At 45.5% G+C, this 15142-nt stretch carries 15 protein-coding genes; 4 read left to right on the top strand and 11 right to left on the bottom strand.

Annotated features, from left to right (window positions below):
- Nucleotides 1-45 precede the first annotated feature (45 nt).
- The 3 genes from gyrB to P771_RS0101505 all read right to left on the bottom strand — a co-directional run bounded on the left by gyrB (nucleotide 46) and on the right by P771_RS0101505 (nucleotide 4810).
- Nucleotides 46-2439, bottom strand: a complete 2394-nt coding sequence (gene gyrB, locus P771_RS0101515) for a DNA topoisomerase (ATP-hydrolyzing) subunit B (RefSeq protein ID WP_028573745.1) — start codon at nucleotides 2437-2439, stop codon at nucleotides 46-48.
- Nucleotides 2440-2447: 8 nt separating this feature from the next.
- The gene (gene dnaN / locus P771_RS0101510) at nucleotides 2448-3602 is read right to left on the bottom strand and encodes a DNA polymerase III subunit beta (RefSeq protein WP_028573744.1); all 1155 of its coding nucleotides are present in this window, start codon (nucleotides 3600-3602) and stop codon (nucleotides 2448-2450) included.
- Between the two features lie 134 nt (nucleotides 3603-3736).
- Nucleotides 3737-4810, bottom strand: coding sequence for a DnaA/Hda family protein (locus tag P771_RS0101505; protein WP_161635931.1), 1074 nt, complete (start codon nucleotides 4808-4810; stop codon nucleotides 3737-3739).
- A gap of 283 nt (nucleotides 4811-5093) precedes the next feature.
- Between P771_RS0101505 and P771_RS0101500 the strand changes: the two genes are divergently transcribed.
- Genes P771_RS0101500 through P771_RS16070 form a run of 3 tightly spaced genes read left to right on the top strand, consistent with a single transcriptional unit; the run spans nucleotide 5094 to nucleotide 7639 of the window.
- A complete protein-coding gene (locus P771_RS0101500; protein ID WP_028573742.1) occupies nucleotides 5094-6266 on the top strand; it encodes a homocysteine biosynthesis protein in 1173 nt (390 codons plus the stop codon).
- Complete coding sequence (locus tag P771_RS0101495; RefSeq protein WP_028573741.1) at nucleotides 6253-7035, top strand: adenine nucleotide alpha-hydrolase family protein; 783 nt, start codon at nucleotides 6253-6255, stop codon at nucleotides 7033-7035. The genes P771_RS0101500 and P771_RS0101495 overlap by 14 nt, the downstream gene beginning before the upstream one ends.
- Before the next feature lie 49 nt (nucleotides 7036-7084).
- Nucleotides 7085-7639 (top strand): type I restriction enzyme HsdR N-terminal domain-containing protein, encoded by a 555-nt coding sequence (locus tag P771_RS16070; RefSeq protein WP_051617032.1) that lies wholly within the window; start codon nucleotides 7085-7087, stop codon nucleotides 7637-7639.
- Here P771_RS16070 and P771_RS0101485 read toward each other — a convergent pair.
- The gene (locus tag P771_RS0101485; RefSeq protein WP_028573740.1) at nucleotides 7623-8603 is read right to left on the bottom strand and encodes a bifunctional heptose 7-phosphate kinase/heptose 1-phosphate adenyltransferase; all 981 of its coding nucleotides are present in this window, start codon (nucleotides 8601-8603) and stop codon (nucleotides 7623-7625) included. The genes P771_RS16070 and P771_RS0101485 overlap by 17 nt on opposite strands.
- Nucleotides 8600-9490, bottom strand: a complete 891-nt coding sequence (locus P771_RS16065) for a ParB/RepB/Spo0J family partition protein (protein ID WP_035243773.1) — start codon at nucleotides 9488-9490, stop codon at nucleotides 8600-8602. The genes P771_RS0101485 and P771_RS16065 overlap by 4 nt, the downstream gene beginning before the upstream one ends.
- A 73-nt stretch (nucleotides 9491-9563) precedes the next feature.
- Between P771_RS16065 and P771_RS0101475 the strand changes: the two genes are divergently transcribed.
- Nucleotides 9564-9968 (top strand): hypothetical protein, encoded by a 405-nt coding sequence (locus tag P771_RS0101475; RefSeq protein ID WP_028573739.1) that lies wholly within the window; start codon nucleotides 9564-9566, stop codon nucleotides 9966-9968.
- Nucleotides 9969-9977: 9 nt separating this feature from the next.
- On the opposite strand, the gene P771_RS0101470 is transcribed toward P771_RS0101475, so the two are convergent.
- The 6 genes from P771_RS0101470 to coaBC all read right to left on the bottom strand — a co-directional run bounded on the left by P771_RS0101470 (nucleotide 9978) and on the right by coaBC (nucleotide 15138).
- On the bottom strand, nucleotides 9978-10742 hold the full coding sequence (locus P771_RS0101470; protein ID WP_028573738.1) for a ParA family protein: 765 nt from the start codon (nucleotides 10740-10742) through the stop codon (nucleotides 9978-9980).
- 135 nt (nucleotides 10743-10877) lie between these two features.
- On the bottom strand, nucleotides 10878-11168 hold the full coding sequence (locus tag P771_RS0101465) for a GAK system XXXCH domain-containing protein (protein ID WP_028573737.1): 291 nt from the start codon (nucleotides 11166-11168) through the stop codon (nucleotides 10878-10880).
- Between the two features lie 52 nt (nucleotides 11169-11220).
- Nucleotides 11221-12009 carry a slipin family protein gene (locus P771_RS0101460; protein WP_028573736.1) on the bottom strand — a complete coding sequence of 263 codons (789 nt, stop codon included), beginning with the start codon at nucleotides 12007-12009 and terminating at the stop codon, nucleotides 11221-11223.
- A 19-nt stretch (nucleotides 12010-12028) separates the two neighbouring features.
- The gene (locus P771_RS0101455) at nucleotides 12029-13315 is read right to left on the bottom strand and encodes an NfeD family protein (RefSeq protein ID WP_028573735.1); all 1287 of its coding nucleotides are present in this window, start codon (nucleotides 13313-13315) and stop codon (nucleotides 12029-12031) included.
- A 15-nt stretch (nucleotides 13316-13330) separates the two neighbouring features.
- On the bottom strand, nucleotides 13331-13936 hold the full coding sequence (locus tag P771_RS0101450) for a hypothetical protein (protein ID WP_150112107.1): 606 nt from the start codon (nucleotides 13934-13936) through the stop codon (nucleotides 13331-13333).
- The gene (coaBC, locus tag P771_RS0101445) at nucleotides 13918-15138 is read right to left on the bottom strand and encodes a bifunctional phosphopantothenoylcysteine decarboxylase/phosphopantothenate--cysteine ligase CoaBC (RefSeq protein WP_028573733.1); all 1221 of its coding nucleotides are present in this window, start codon (nucleotides 15136-15138) and stop codon (nucleotides 13918-13920) included. The genes P771_RS0101450 and coaBC overlap by 19 nt, the downstream gene beginning before the upstream one ends.
- Nucleotides 15139-15142 lie beyond the last annotated feature (4 nt).

Below are 15142 nucleotides of genomic sequence, written 5' to 3'. Positions count from 1 at the left end.
TTATTTATTTGTCTAGTTTAATCAATTTCTGCCACCGGCCGGAACCTAAATATCCAGTTCAGCCACCTCAAGGGCATTTCTCTCAATAAATTCTCTTCTTGGTTCCACCTTATCCCCCATCAGCCTGGAAAAGAGGTCGTCCGCTTCTTCTGCATCCTCGATGCGCACCTGGAGCAGAGTTCTTTTGTCAGGATCCATGGTGGTGGACCAGAGCTGTTCCGGGTTCATCTCCCCCAGACCTTTATATCTCTGGATATTGATACCCTTGTGGGCTACCTCGAACACCTTTTCCAGAAGCTCAAACACACCCTGGACAGTTGTGACTTCGTCCTTGTTATGGACCTGGTACTTGAGATCAGGTTCCTGTAATTTAAGCTCCTGATAATAATCAAAAGACTTCTTATAAATCCTGGAATTGAAAAACTCTATGCCGATTTTTACTGAATGTTCGTTTCGGTCTGTAAAGGTCAGATAATATCGCTTTTCCGCCTCGGTTTCCTCTTTTTCCATTTCCATGTTAAATCCGGCCTGTTGGACAAAGTCCACAAACCCTGAATAGTCTTCATACACGAAAGTCACTGGATGAAGCTTATTCCTGAATTTCAAAATCGAAAGGAAAAGTTCCCTGTTGATCCCCATGTTTGAAGCGTCCATGGAGTAATCCTGGATTGAGAGCATTTTTCTGATCAGATCAATCATTTCCTGACCAGAGAACTCGGTCTTATCCTGGGTTTTGATGGTTATTTCATCGGATATCCTGGACAGCAGGAAATCATTCATTTCCTGTTCATCGCTTATGTATTTTTCAAAATTGCCCTTATGGACCCGGTACAGAGGGGGCTGAGCAATATAAAGATAGCCATTGTCAATGAGCTCTTTGTACTGTCTGAAGAAAAATGTCAGCAAAAGGGTCCGGATATGTGCTCCATCCACGTCAGCGTCGGTCATTATAACTATCTTGTGATACCTTAGTTTTTCAAGGTCAATACCGTCATGGCCCACCCCTGCCCCCATGGCTGTGATCAGGGCCTTGATTTCGTTATTCTCAAGGATCTTGTCGAACCTGGTTTTTTCCACATTCAGGATCTTGCCCCGCAGGGGTAAAATGGCCTGGTACTTGGGATTCCTGCCCTGTTTTGCCGACCCTCCGGCTGAATCACCCTCAACAATGAACACTTCTGATTCCTTAGGATTTTTGCTCTGGCAGTCAGCCAGTTTTCCAGGCAGTGAGTAATCCGATAAAGCACCCTTTCTGCGGACCAGATCTTTGGCTTTTCTGGCTGCCTCCCTGGCCCTGGCAGCGTCAACCACCTTTTCCACAATCATTTTGGCGTCTTTTGGGTTCTCTCCCAGAAAGACCATCAGTCTTTCATATACAACACCTGACACGTATCCGCTGATCTCGCTGTTCCCAAGCTTGGTCTTGGTCTGTCCCTCAAATTGAGGATTAGGAACTTTAACACTAAGGATGGTTGTAAGGCCTTCCCGGACATCATCTCCGGTCAGCTTTTGCTTGAGCTTTTTGGGCAGATCCGGAGCATTCTGGATATAGTTGTTTATGGCCCTGGTCAGAGCTGATCTGAATCCGAACAGATGAGTCCCGCCCTCAACAGTCCTTATGTTGTTGGCGAATGAATACACATTTTCCTTGTATCCGGTCTTGTATTGCAGAACGAACTGGATGCTGACGTTGCTGACTTCTCCCTCGCCATAAATAATCTTATGCAGTCCGTTGTCCCTGTTCACGTTTTTGATGAATGAAATCAGTCCACCATCGTACTTGAAAACATCTTTTTTCTGACTTCTCTCGTCAAAAAACTCTATCTGGACCCCGCTGTTCAGATAAGCAAGCTCTTCAAATCTTTTGGCCAGGACTTCATAATCAAAGTTTACTTCGCTGAATATTTCCTCATCCGGCTTGAACTTGATAGTTGTTCCGCGTCCAGTAGATGGTCCCTGATCCTGAAGGGAACAGACAGGTATGCCTCTTTCAAATTTCTGAAAATACTTGTTGCCATCCCGCCTGACCGTGACTTCCAGATACTCGGCCAGGGCATTGACCACAGATACTCCGACTCCGTGCAAACCGCCTGATACCTTGTAGCTGTCGTTATCAAATTTCCCGCCGGCATGAAGGACTGTCATGACCACTTCCAGAGCCGGCCTTTTTTCTTTCTGATGGATGTCTACTGGAATCCCGCGGCCATCATCGGTAACAGTAACACTGTTGTCCAGGTGCACTGTAATCCGGATGTGTTTGCAGTACCCGGCCATGGCCTCATCTATGCTGTTGTCAATAACCTCGTAAACCAGATGATGCAGGCCTCTGACATCGGTACTCCCGATATACATGGCAGGACGTTTCCTGACTGCAGAGAGTCCTTCCAGGACCTGAATGTTTTGAGCTGTATAATCCTGATTTTGTTTTAAATTTTCCATAGGGACTATTATTCCTCTTCTTCAGTATAGTAAGTATCTTCTTCAATCTCCACAGGCATAGTCACTACAAAATAGTCTGGATCATCCAGGCCGATGACTTTGCAGGGACCTACCTGACCTGAAAAATGCAGTTCAACTTCTTTTGAGTTGAAGTGTCCCAGAATTTCCAGAAGGCTTTTCACGTTGAACACTATTTCTTCCAAATCTCCCTGAAAGCTGCAGTTCAAAACCTCGTTGGCCTCTCCTGCTTCCACGGCTGTGCTGACCATCTCCACTTCTTCCGGACTCAGCCTGAACAGTGCCGACTTATTGAGCTCAGTGCTGAAAATCAGGATCCGTTCCAGCGATTCCATCAGCTCCACTCGGTTGATCTTCAGAACCGAACTCAGGCTGTCCTTGTACTTGTCGATTATTTCATGGTAATCTGGATAGTCATCAAAGCTCAGAGGCAGGCTTATACATTCTTTCATGTCTTCAGTCCGGATAAAGAATCTTTCCGGGGAAACACTCAGTTCAACCTCCCCAAGGATGAGCCACTTTCGCAGTTCCACCAGGTACTTTTTGGGAATAAGCAGACCCTGGGCCGGAAGAATTTCGTACACACTGTCATTTCTGAAGGTGTAAAGACTCATATTGTGTCCATTGAAACCGCAGTTCTCCACCTGATCCCCACTGACCGGGACCATCTTCAGGCAGGTCATTCCGCCCATGGTATCATCGTCACTGATGCAGAAAAAACTTTTTTCAATAATCTCTTTGATGATTTCTCCGGACCATAGAACATTGTTCTCACCTGGAAAGGACTCCATTTCCGGAAACCAGGAACTGTCTGTGGTTGGTACCTTGTACCTTCTCTTTTCCTGCTGAATAATCAAAACATTCTGCTCCATATCAGCCTTGAAGATTATTTCTCCGGGCTTGAGCTTTTTAATGAGTTCATTGAATTTTTTCCCCCCCACTCCGACAATTCCGTTCTCCAGGACACTGGCTTTATAGACACCAGTAAATTCCATATTGCTGTCAGTGCTCATGATTGAGAGCGTTTCCTCTTCAGCCTTTAGCCAGACTGTTCTCAGATAGGAGGCCCCGGTTTTCTGGGATACAATGCTTGAGGCTTTCATGACACCTTCAAATATATCTTCTTTAAATACTCTTAAATACATATATATCTCCTTGTTGTTATATGGGGTGTAGCTTTGTTTCTAATTTGGATAACATATTGAAATTAGAAATGTTTTGAAATGAACTTCAATGAACCTTCCAGCATCGGGATGCTGCCTTTTTATTTCAGATTCTCTTAATGGCTTTTTTTGATCCTTTGGAACATTTCTGAGAGCAATATGTTCATATTGGGATCAACATCCTTTAATTTTTTAATTTTTTTAATACTGTATATGGCTGTGCTGTGATCTCTTCCTCCGAATCTGCTCCCGATCTTAGGATATGACCAGTTTAGAACTGATCTGCAGAAGTACATTGATATCTGCCTGGCCTGGCATATTTTTTTGCCCTTTTTAAAATCCTGGATATCTTCTGGAGAAACATTGAGTGAGGAGCAGACCTCGTTGATGATTGTATTGAAATCTATGACTGGTGTAGTCCTGTTTTCCAGGAGCATTTTGTCCAGCAAAGCTTCTGGAGTATTTCCTTCTCTATTGGCAAATGTTGTTAGTTTAAGAAGTACACCTTTAATTGATCTGATGTTATCACAATTCCTGGCTATTGTAAAAATATTATCGCTTGACAGCTTTATCTTATTTTCAGCGCAGAACTGCTTAGCATAAATAGTTCGGACTTTTAAATCCGGTTTGATTATTTTTAAAATAAGTCCTGAATTAATTCTGTTTTTAAGTTCTTCGCTAAACTTATTGTTATTAATTTTTTTACCGTTGTAGGTAAGGATGAGCTGTTTTTTATTTTCATAAAAATAGTCAATCATCCTTTGAATTAATTTTGATGTTTTATCTTCTTTTTTTAACTCATGTACATCTTCAACAATAGCTACGTCATTATCCTTAATATTTTCAAAAAAAGGAGCAGTCTTGTTTTCATTAATATGGTGATTTACTTCGAATACATCAGTAAAGTATATTCTTTTATTAAAGCTTGAATTAACAATTGACCAGGCAAGGTGGGTTTTTCCTGATGAGCTTTCACCGTAAATGATTACTGGATTGTATTTTACTTCTGTCAGGCGGGATATTTCTTTACATATTTTTAATGGTATCTGATTTTTTTTTCCGGGTATGAAATTTTTAAATGTATATTCCAGGTTATTTATGCATTTATTGCATATGGCTGATTTTTTTTCAAACTTGGCTTTGGATCCGTTGACCAGATATTTTATTTTTTTATTTACAGCCTTTTCCACCAAGCATTGCAAGTTTTCTTTGTATAACTCATAGAGATATCTGTGGGGAAAGTTCAGCTCGACATGGTCATGCTCCTGACGCAATTGAATTTGACTGATGATGTGGCTGAATTTTTTGGTTTCGATCCCCTGGTTGAGCAGGATTTCAGTTAGATCTTCCGTTCTATTGCTCATGATGATGTAAAAACCTTGAGATTGACTAGACTGGTCTAGTCTTTTAAATTCAGATTCAGTGGAATCGGATGGTCGAATAACTTGCTCATTATCGGTTAACGGAGGCCTGATGTCAAAAAAGTATGCAGTCAACAAAACCATTAATCAGATTAATGAGAGGATCAGGGCCAAGAAGGCAGTTGTGCTCAATGCCCGGGAAATGTCGAATTTAGTACGTTCCAGGGGTAAGGTCAAGGCTGCCTCAGAAGTGGATGTAGTTACAACCGGTACTTTTTCCCCCATGTGCTCTTCAGCAGCCTTGTTCAATATCGGCCAGCAGCCTCCTATGATCAAAACGCATAAATTATGGCTCAATGGTGTGCCCTGTTATTCAGGACTGGCTGCAGTTGATGCTTTGATTGGAGCCACCGAGCCTGCCGAAGACGATCCTTTGAATAAGGTCTATCCAGGTAAGTTTAAATATGGAGGAGGCCATGTCATTGAGGATCTGGTCAGGGGCAGGTCTGTCCGGTTGAAGGCCACAGCTTACCAGACCGACTGCTATCCCCGGACTTCCCTGGAAAAAGACATTACCCTGGCCGAGCTCAGAAATGCCTGGCTGTTTAACCCTAGAAACGCCTATCAGAATTATAATTGTGCTATTAATCTTACTAATAAGATAAAATACACGTACATGGGACCACTCAGAGCCAATATGGGGAATATTAACTTCGCCACTGCAGGTGAGCTAAGTCCCCTTTTCAATGATCCTTATTTCATGACCATCGGGCTTGGGACCAAAATTTTTCTGGGAGGTGGGGTAGGCTATGTCCTGGGCTCGGGAACTCAGCACAATCCATCTCCACCCAGAAATGAGAGGGGAATACCCAAGATGCCCGCAGGCACGCTCATGGTCAAGGGCGATCTCAAACAGATGAACCCAAGGTTTTTGCGGGGCATCAGTTATGCCGGATACGGATGTTCAATATCTGTTGGACTCGGCATTCCCATACCTGTTTTGAATGAGGATATTGCCTGGTATACCGGGGTGTCCGATGCGGACATTGATATGCCTGTTATTGATTATGGCCATGACTATGGGGCAGGCAAGTCCAACATTTTAAAATATCTTAAATTTTCTGAACTTAAATCAGGTGAAGTGGAACTCTTTGACAAGAAAATACCTACTGTCCCTCTGACCAGCTATTCCATGTCCCTGGAGATTGCAGACATGCTTAAAGAATGGATAGAGCAAGGCGAGTTTCTGCTTACAGAGCATCAGGAAAAAATTGAGTCAAACTGATAAATTAATCTCCATACTTAAACCTCTGCAGCCCCTGGCAATAGCTCTGTCCGGCGGGATGGACAGCAGGACCCTGGTCCTTTTTTGTCAGAAACAGGAAATTGTTCATAAATCTTTCACTGTTACAGGACCGCACGTCACTTTTACGGAAATACGCCAGGTGATCAATTTTCGGCGGATCTTCAGTTTGGATCACCTTTTTTTTTATTTTGACTACCGCCGGTTTCCCTTAATCAGCCAGAACACCCGCCAAAGATGTTATTATTGCAAAAAAAACATATTCAGCCATGCAGGACAATTTTTTTCTGCGGGCTTTAATCTCGCAGACGGAAGTAATGCCAGTGATGCTGATTCATATCGACCAGGCATGGCTGCCCTGGCTGAACTTGGTGTTGCATCACCCTTTGCTCTGGCCGGGATGGGCAAAGGAGACATTTTAGGACTTGCTGCAGACCTGGGACTAGATACAGTAAATTATTTTCCAAGGTCCTGCTTGTTGACCCGGTTTTCCTACGATACACCCCTGGATTCTGCTTTAACCATAAAACTGGGTCTGGCTGAAGACTTTCTGCTGCAGAAATGTCTGTCTGGATTCAGGCTCAGATTTCCGGATACAGGCAGGTACCTGCTGCAAGTGGCAGACAGCCAGAAGCAGGCCTTTGACTTGCTGGCTGATGATTTTCTGATTAAAATGAAAGAACTCGGGCTTTATCCTTATGATGTTCAATACAGCCCTTTTGAACTCATTACCGGTTTTTATGATCGATGATCAATGACTGGCCCATAAATTGGGATCGGTTGAAAAATTAGGAGCAGACATGCATGAAGTGAGTTTGAACCAGGTTATCACTGATTACCTGACAGGCCAGGAAATAACCCTGACCACATATGAAGATATCCGGCAGGCCCTGGCCAGGATACTGGTGGAGGAAAAAGGTTATCCGGTTTCAGCAATTGAGTCCAAATACTGCCTTGATCTGGACCTTGGCAATGAATCATACCAGGTGATTCTTGATTTTGTAATATATTACAACCAGAAGCCTTTGATTGTCCTTGGCTTTTGCCCTGGAGCGGTGTCAACCTATATTACCCAGTATGTCAGTCTTTGCAGGGTCTTTCCCCAGGGCCCTGTCCCTTATACTCTGGTCACAGACAGCAAGGATGCTGCCCTGATCAGAACCAGGGATAAAAAAGATCTGTGCAGAGGATTTCGCTGCATACCTGCCTGGGAGGATTTGGAATCATTATCTGAGGATGATGTTTACTATACTTTGCCTGAGGAAAGGCTGGAAAAGGAAAAAAGGGTTGTTTATGCCATGTTCGCCCTGAGCGACGGATGCTGTACAGCAAAGTGTCCTAAACCCACTGATTGATGGCAGGTGTTTCCAGTTCCTGGATCGACTTGATGATATCATCCTTGGTGGTGGCTACGGTTCCAATTTCTCCTACAACTATTCCTGCGGCATAATTGGCCAGAATACATGAAGCCAGAAGGTCAATTTCTGCTTCAAGGCAGATTGCCAGCACTCCGATCACCGTGTCACCTGCCCCGGTAACGTCAAACACCTTTCTGGCGCTCGTTGAAATGTGGGTTATTGACCCGTTCTTCTGAAACAGGACCATTCCATCCGGTCCCATGGTGATGAGCAGGTTTTCCAGTTCGTTTGCAGCAATGATCTTTTTTCCGGCCTTTATTATTTCCTCTTTTGAATCCAGCCTGATGCCACTTCCTTCCTGGGCCTCCTTTTTGTTGGGAGTCATGATGAATGCTTGCTTATAATTTTTGAAATTATTGTTCTTGGGATCTATTATCAGTTTTTTGTCCGAGGCAAGGTGCAGGGTTTGCGGGTTGATCACCCCTTTGCCATAATCCGAAATAACAGCATATCCTGATTTGAGTGATTTTTTGTAAGCTTCGGCCAGACCGGATATCTCGTTCTTGTCCGGCCTGGTCCTGCTTTCTGTGTCTACTCTGACTATTTGCTGGTTGTTGCCCATGACCCTGGTTTTCAGGGTGGTGTTTCTCTTAAGGGAGCTGTGCAGATTGTTCAGGATTCCTTCCCCAGAAAGCATTTCTTGAACCTGGTCACCGAACTTGTCCCTGCCAATCAGTCCGATTAGACTTGGCTTTCCTCCAACAGACTTTATGTTTCTAGCTACATTGGCTGCACCGCCCAGGCGGTAGGTTTCACTTTCAACCCGAACCACAGGTACCGGGGCTTCAGGTGAGATCCTGGATACCTCTCCCCACTGGTAGTGATCCAGGATTACATCCCCCCAGATAACCAGAGGCTGATTGTTTATCCTGTTCAGCTTTTTTTTCAGTTCTTCCTTCATAGGTCCTGATCCTGCAGCTGATTTTGAGAAAAAGCCTTGAGCACCTTATCCAGCTGGTTGTTGTCAGTGTATTTTATGACCAGCTCACCTTTTTCCATACTTCCTCTGATTTTTACTTTTACTCTGGTATCCAGCCCGGTCTGAATGATTCGCTCCACCTTTTCTGTCAGGACTTTATTTGGTGCTAGTCTCTGGTCTGCTTTGTTCTTTTCACTTCCCATCTGACGGACAAGGTTTTCTGTGGCTCGAACGGATAGATTTTTTTGGGCCACTTTGGCTGCTGCCCTCAGCATGTCCTGCTTGTCCTTGAGACCCAGCAAGGCCCTGGCGTGTCCTGCAGACAGCTGCTCATCCTGGAGCATATCCTGAATTTTTTCTGGAAGATTCATCAACCTGAGGATGTTGGCCAGCTGTGATCTGCTTTTACCGATTTTTTCGGCCAGCTCCTCCTGTTTGATGGCCAGCTCATTTTTCAGTCGATCCAGGGCCCTGGCCTGTTCCATGATGTTCAGGTCTTCGCGCTGTAAATTCTCAATTAGGGCAATGGCTAATGTTTCTGCGTCATTGTAGTCTCGAATCAGGGCTGGTATTGTTTTCAGGCCGGCATCAATACTGGCCCTCCAACGCCGCTCACCAGCAATTATCTGGTATTCTCCCTGATCATTTTTCCTGACCAGAATTGGCTGGAGAACACCTTGTTTCTTTATTGATTCGCTCAGATCCTTGAGTCCGTCATCATTGAATATAGTTCTGGGCTGGTGCGGATTCGGATGAATTTTATTGATGCTGAGATTGGTTACTTCGGATTTTTGGTCCTTTTCTTCGTAGAAGTCCGGCTTGATCAGCGCATCCAGACCTTTTCCCAGGCCTTTATTATTGATTTTCATTAATATGGATCCTTTTTATTTTTGACTTTTCCCAGCCAGTTCTTAATAATACAGATCACTTTAAGGAGGAACTATGACTACCAAACAGGTACAGCCCCTATATAATCAGGCCGGTCAGCTTCAGGGCGTGTTTATTCCGGCGGAAATTTGGTTCAAGCATGAAAACAATCTAGAAAAAATTCTTTTTCCTGAAGCAGTGTCCCAGCCAGAAATCCCTGCTGAGCCCATCAATGACTGGAAACAGTTTTTGTCTTTTTGGGATTTCAACTACCCTGTTGAAAAAGGCGTCAAGTGTGATCATTGCGGATGCTCCACTCCTGACTGGACTGCTGACGATCCCAAGAGATTTCTTCTTAAAGCAGCCAGCCTTGGCGGGATGGTCTCCTTTCTGTGCCTTGAGTGTCAATACCGGGTGACCAAGAAGCATTTTAAAGATCACGTTGTTTATGAATGCACTCCATTTACCTGCCGAGTGTAGGTAATATGTTCAGGCGTTTCCCCTGATGACTTCTCTGGCCAGGGCCAGGTAGGCATGTGATCCAGTGGACCTGATGTCATAGGTTATGACCGGCCTTCCATGGCTTGGGGCTTCGGAAAGTCTGACGTTTCTGGGAATGATGGTTTTAAGGACTTTTTTCTGAAAGTGCTTTTTAACCTCTCCTGCCACCTGATGACATAGCTTATTTCTTTTATCAAACATGGTCAGAACAACACCCATCAATTCAAGATCGCTGTTCAATCTTTTTTTCACCAGTTCATATGTCTGATAGAGGTGGGCGATACCCTCCAGAGCGTAGTATTCGCACTGCATGGGAATAAGCAGCTTTCTTGCCGCACAAAGGGCGTTGATGGTAACAATCCCAAGTGAAGGCGGGCAGTCCAGGACTACATAGTCATATCCGTCCAGGTTCTTTTTGAGCAGGTTGTACAGGAAGTACTCCCTGTTCTCTCTGCTGATAAGCTCTATCTCAGCGCCAACCAGATTCTGGGATGAAGGTATTAATTTAAGGTACTTCAGCTCTGTCTCGTGAATCAGATCAGCCAGCTTTGTCTGGCCGCACATCCCTTCGTAGAGTCCGTGGACAACTTCATTTCTTGAAAACCCCAGCCCGCTGGTGGCATTGGCCTGAGGATCACAATCAATAAGCAGGACTTTTTTTTCCATGATGGCCAGAGATGCTGCCAGATTTACAGCTGTGGTTGTCTTGCCCACCCCACCCTTCTGGTTAGCTATGGCTATGATGTTTTCCAATCTTCCCTCCTGCACTGCCAAGAAATGTTTCACGTGAAACATGAAGTGTTGGTCGTTTTTAAGGGAAAAAAGGAAAAAAGACAAGCAAGGAAGTCTGAGATGAGAAATATGGCGGCACCTTAGTGCCGCCATATTTTAATTTCGAAAGGACTTGTGGCAGAACAGCTGAGCATCATTTAGCGCATCTGCCAGAAGAATTGCAGTGCGAAAATCCTTGTTTCTGGCAGACTGCAGCAGCTGAGTGGCCAAGTGGGAAAAATCCTCTGACTCACCAATCCAGGAATCATCCGCCAGCATGGGCATTATTCTGGCCAGGCGGACAAATTCTTGAAGTGTGACAATGTCCGGTACGTTGTTGTTGTCGAGTTCTGATGTAATTTTGGCAAAAATGATTTCTAGTTCTGCTTTGAGTTGTTTGAATTCCATTTCATTACCATCCGAAAAAATGAAAACACAATCAGCAGGCCTCTAGCCGGATTCAGCTTTCCCTGTCAGCAGCCTGAGTTTCATAGGCAGGAGCAGCGGTCATAACTGATTTAAGTGAGTTAAACATGTCAATGGGTATGGGAATCACAGTGGAATTGCTGGCCTGAGAAGTCATTTGGAGCATGGTCTGAAGATATCTGAGCTGTAATGCTGCTGGATAATCTGAGATGATCTTGGCAGCATCAGCCAGCTTGGCAGCAGCCTGGTATTCACCTTCAGCAGCGATTACCTTGGCCCTTCTTTCCCTTTCTGCCTCAGCCTGTCTGGCCATGGCCCTCTGCATTTCCTGAGGTAGATCGATGTACTTGATTTCCACTGAAGTTACCTTAACACCCCAGGCATCAGTCTGGTCGTCGATAATAGATTGAATTTTGGCGTTCAGCTTGTCACGCTGAGAAAGAATTTCATCAAGTTCAGCAGCACCGCAAACGCTTCTCAACGTAGTCTGAGACAGCTGAGAAGTTGCATAATGAAAGTCTTCCACTTCAAGGATGGAACTTCTGGGCTCAACAATTCTGTAATAAACAACAGCGCTAACCTTAATGCTTACGTTATCCTGGGTAATGACCTCCTGGTGGGGAACATCAAGGGTGACGATTCTGAGCTGGGTGCGGACCATCTTATCAAGAACAGGGATCAGAATGATGAGTCCGGGACCTTTGACACTTAAAAATCTTCCCAGTCGGAAAACAACTGCCCGCTCGTACTCGTTCAAAATACGAATGGCGTTCATCAAAAAAAGGACTACTAGAATGACAATGGGAAGGGCATAAGTAAGCATGAGAACCTCCTGAAAAAAGTTACGGCTTGATATAAACAGTCATACCTTCAACTTTGTCAACGGTCACTTCCTGGCCTGGCTGCATATCATACTCCTGGTCAGTTGCTGCGTTCCAGATTTCTCCGCGAACCTTAATCTGGCCATGAGTTCCGTTCCACTCAATGATTCTGGCTGTCCGGGATACTACGCCTGCGTCATCAGACTTGGGAGCCAGCTGGGACTTGCCTATGAGAAAAGCCAGAGCAAGGAGGACAAGGGTAAGTATGGTAATTACTGGAAGTATGGTCATGGGCTGAAGCTGAAAATATGGGTAACTGGGGTCAAACAAAAAAAGCGATCCAAAGAAAAAACTAATCAGGGCGGCAAGGGTAAGCAGCCCGAATGTCGGTATGTTAATTTCTATTATAATAAAAATAAAGCCCAAAATGAGCAATAAAATTCCAGTGACAGATGTGGGCAACACTGACAGGGAATAGAGACCCAGAATAAGGCAAAAAGCTCCTACCACGCCAGGGAAAATAGCCCCTGGATTGGAAAATTCAAAAAACAAACCAGCCATGCCAGCCAGAAAGAGCAGGTAGGCTATCTGAGGGTGCAACAGCCAGGAAAGAATTTTATACTTAAGTCCAGGCTCAAAAGTAACTACCTCTATCTCAGCCGGATCGAAAAAAAACTCCTGACCGTCAACAGTCAGTCCCCGCTTGCCCATTTGAGACAGAAGGTCTTCCTGCGATCCAGCAATAAGATCGATCACCCGAAGCTGGAGTGCTTCCTCTGCATCAAGATTGGCACTTTCAAGAACAGCTGCTTCGTACCAGTCAACATTGCGACCTCTTTCCTGAGCAACTGAACGGATCAGGCTGAGCAGCTCATTAACGATTTTTTTGGAAATGGTTTCGTCAGGATCCTGTCCGGATATATCAACAGGTGATGCAGAGCCTATCGTGGTCTGGGGGCTCATGACAGCAAGATCAGCAGCTGCCACCAGAAATACTCCGGCTGAAGCAGCCCTGGCTCCTGAGGGCGCTACCCACACAGTAACTGGCACTTCTGCATTAAGCATCAGCTTGACCATATTGCGCATGGATTCTGCCAGTCCTCCCGGGGTGTCCAGCCTGATAACCAGGCTGATGTAACTGCCTTGCTCAGCCTCGGTCAGAGACTCCTGCAGCAGTTCCTCCTGAGCAGGAGTAATGGGTCCCTGGATATCAACAAAAAGAATCCTGGATCCACTGTCCACAGCAGACTGGGACTGGGCAGCTAATATAAAAAAAGAAAGCAGGATAAAAATGTAGTATTTTTTCATAACGATTCAGCTCTATTAATATGTTGTAGGCGAAACTCTTTTTAAATGGAACCAGATCAGGTTTTTCAAAATGCGATTATCAGGAAGCAGAGTATCAAGGTCCGGAAGAACAATGACCTGGAAATCTTTATAAGTTTTAGGGCCGTAAACATACTCCTGGCCTGGAAACATGGTTTGGAAAGCCTTGGGCCCGAAAATAAACACATACACAGGGCAAATGCTCTGCAGCCCCAGATTGAAAAGCTCGATATTTGAATCAAAGCAGTCTGGGTCCATGCTTGTCATGGGCCAGAAAGTGTATTTTCCAGGATCCCACCTTAAAGCTCTGATCATTTCATTTATTAATTCGGACCTGGGATTTGTAAATCCCCTGCAGATGTCCAAAGAGAGCTGATGGTACGACCAGACTGAATATGCAGGCTTGCGAAATCTGAACAGCTGAGGCGGGATCTGGATCTGGGGAGTACTCCGGACATCAGCTGCACTGGAAAAATCAGAACAGGCAGCATCTTCAATAGCAGGTCGGACCTGGTCGTTGTCCGGAGATTTCAGAGCAAGAATGCGGTGAATGCCCATCTGGTGCAGCAATAACTGCTGCAGATTTAAATCATGACGATCCAATCCACCAACCTCCAAGCTACATCGGCCTTTGGCATGTCTGGCCAGGTCTCGTTTCGGCCATGGCAATCAAGCACAGTAACCTGGTTGGTGCTGCTGCCAAAAGGCGTGGAAAAGGCCCCCACTTGATTGGCCACGATGATATCCAGATTTTTAGCACCCAGTTTTTGACGGGCATTGGCTAATAGCTCCTCAGCCTCAGCCGCAAAACCAACCAGGATCTGGCGGCCGGTTTTCTGAACAGAAAGGGAAGCCAGAACATCGGGGGTGGCCTCCATTTCCATGGTCAGGGTCTTGCGGCCCTGCTTCTTGAATTTTGGCTCTTTAGAGGGTCTGGGAGCAAAGTCTGAAACTGCAGCTGTGAATATTCCTATGGAGCTGTCTTTCCAGACAGGAGTGCATGTATCCAGCATCTGTCTGGCAGTGGTAACCTGGTGAACCCGAAAGCCAGGCAGTTCAAAAACCTGCTGCATGGGGCCGTGGATGAAATCAACCTCTGCCCCCCGGATCCAGCAGGCCAGGGCCACAGCCAGGCCCATTCTTCCAGTTGACGGGTTGCTGAAGAAACGGACCCGGTCAAAATATTCGCAGGTAGGGCCGGCTGTTACCAGGACCTTGTGTCCGGCAAGATCCTGGGCAGCCAGGGATTTGAGGATCTGATAGTATAGGACTGGGACCGGAGCCAGTTTGCCCTGTCCAGTGCTCTTGCAGGCAACTACGCCCTGGTGAGGCTGGATGATGACATGGCCCCGGGAGATCAGCCTGGTTATATTATCAACAGTAGCCTGGTTGCTCCACATGGCCGGATTCATGGCCGGACAAAAAAGAACAGGTTTATCAAAGGCCAGGATCTGGGTGCTTAAAAGGTCGTCAGCCAGGCCGCAGGATGCCTTGGCCAGGATATTAGCTGTGGCCGGAGCTATTACAAAACAATGGGCCGACATCATAGGAGCAAGGTGAGAAAAGGGATCGTAATGATCCAGATCCTGACCAGAGTGAACCGGGTCTGCGCCAAGGGCTGAAAGGCTCAAAGGCTTGATGAATTCAGAACCTGCTCTGGTCAGGGTTGCACCGAAACCAATGGACGATTTGTCCAGCAGGCGCAGGAGCTCCAGAGCCTTGTAAGCAGCTATACTACCGGTCAGTCCCAGGTGGACTCTTTTTCCTGAAAAGAGACTAAATAGCGGGTAATGATCAGGAAGCATAACT

This window comes from Desulfonatronovibrio hydrogenovorans DSM 9292 (genome assembly GCF_000686525.1).
GTDB lineage: Bacteria > Desulfobacterota > Desulfovibrionia > Desulfovibrionales > Desulfonatronovibrionaceae > Desulfonatronovibrio > Desulfonatronovibrio hydrogenovorans.
Note: the sequence above shows the minus strand (reverse complement) of the source record. Positions and strands in the feature narration are given on the sequence as shown.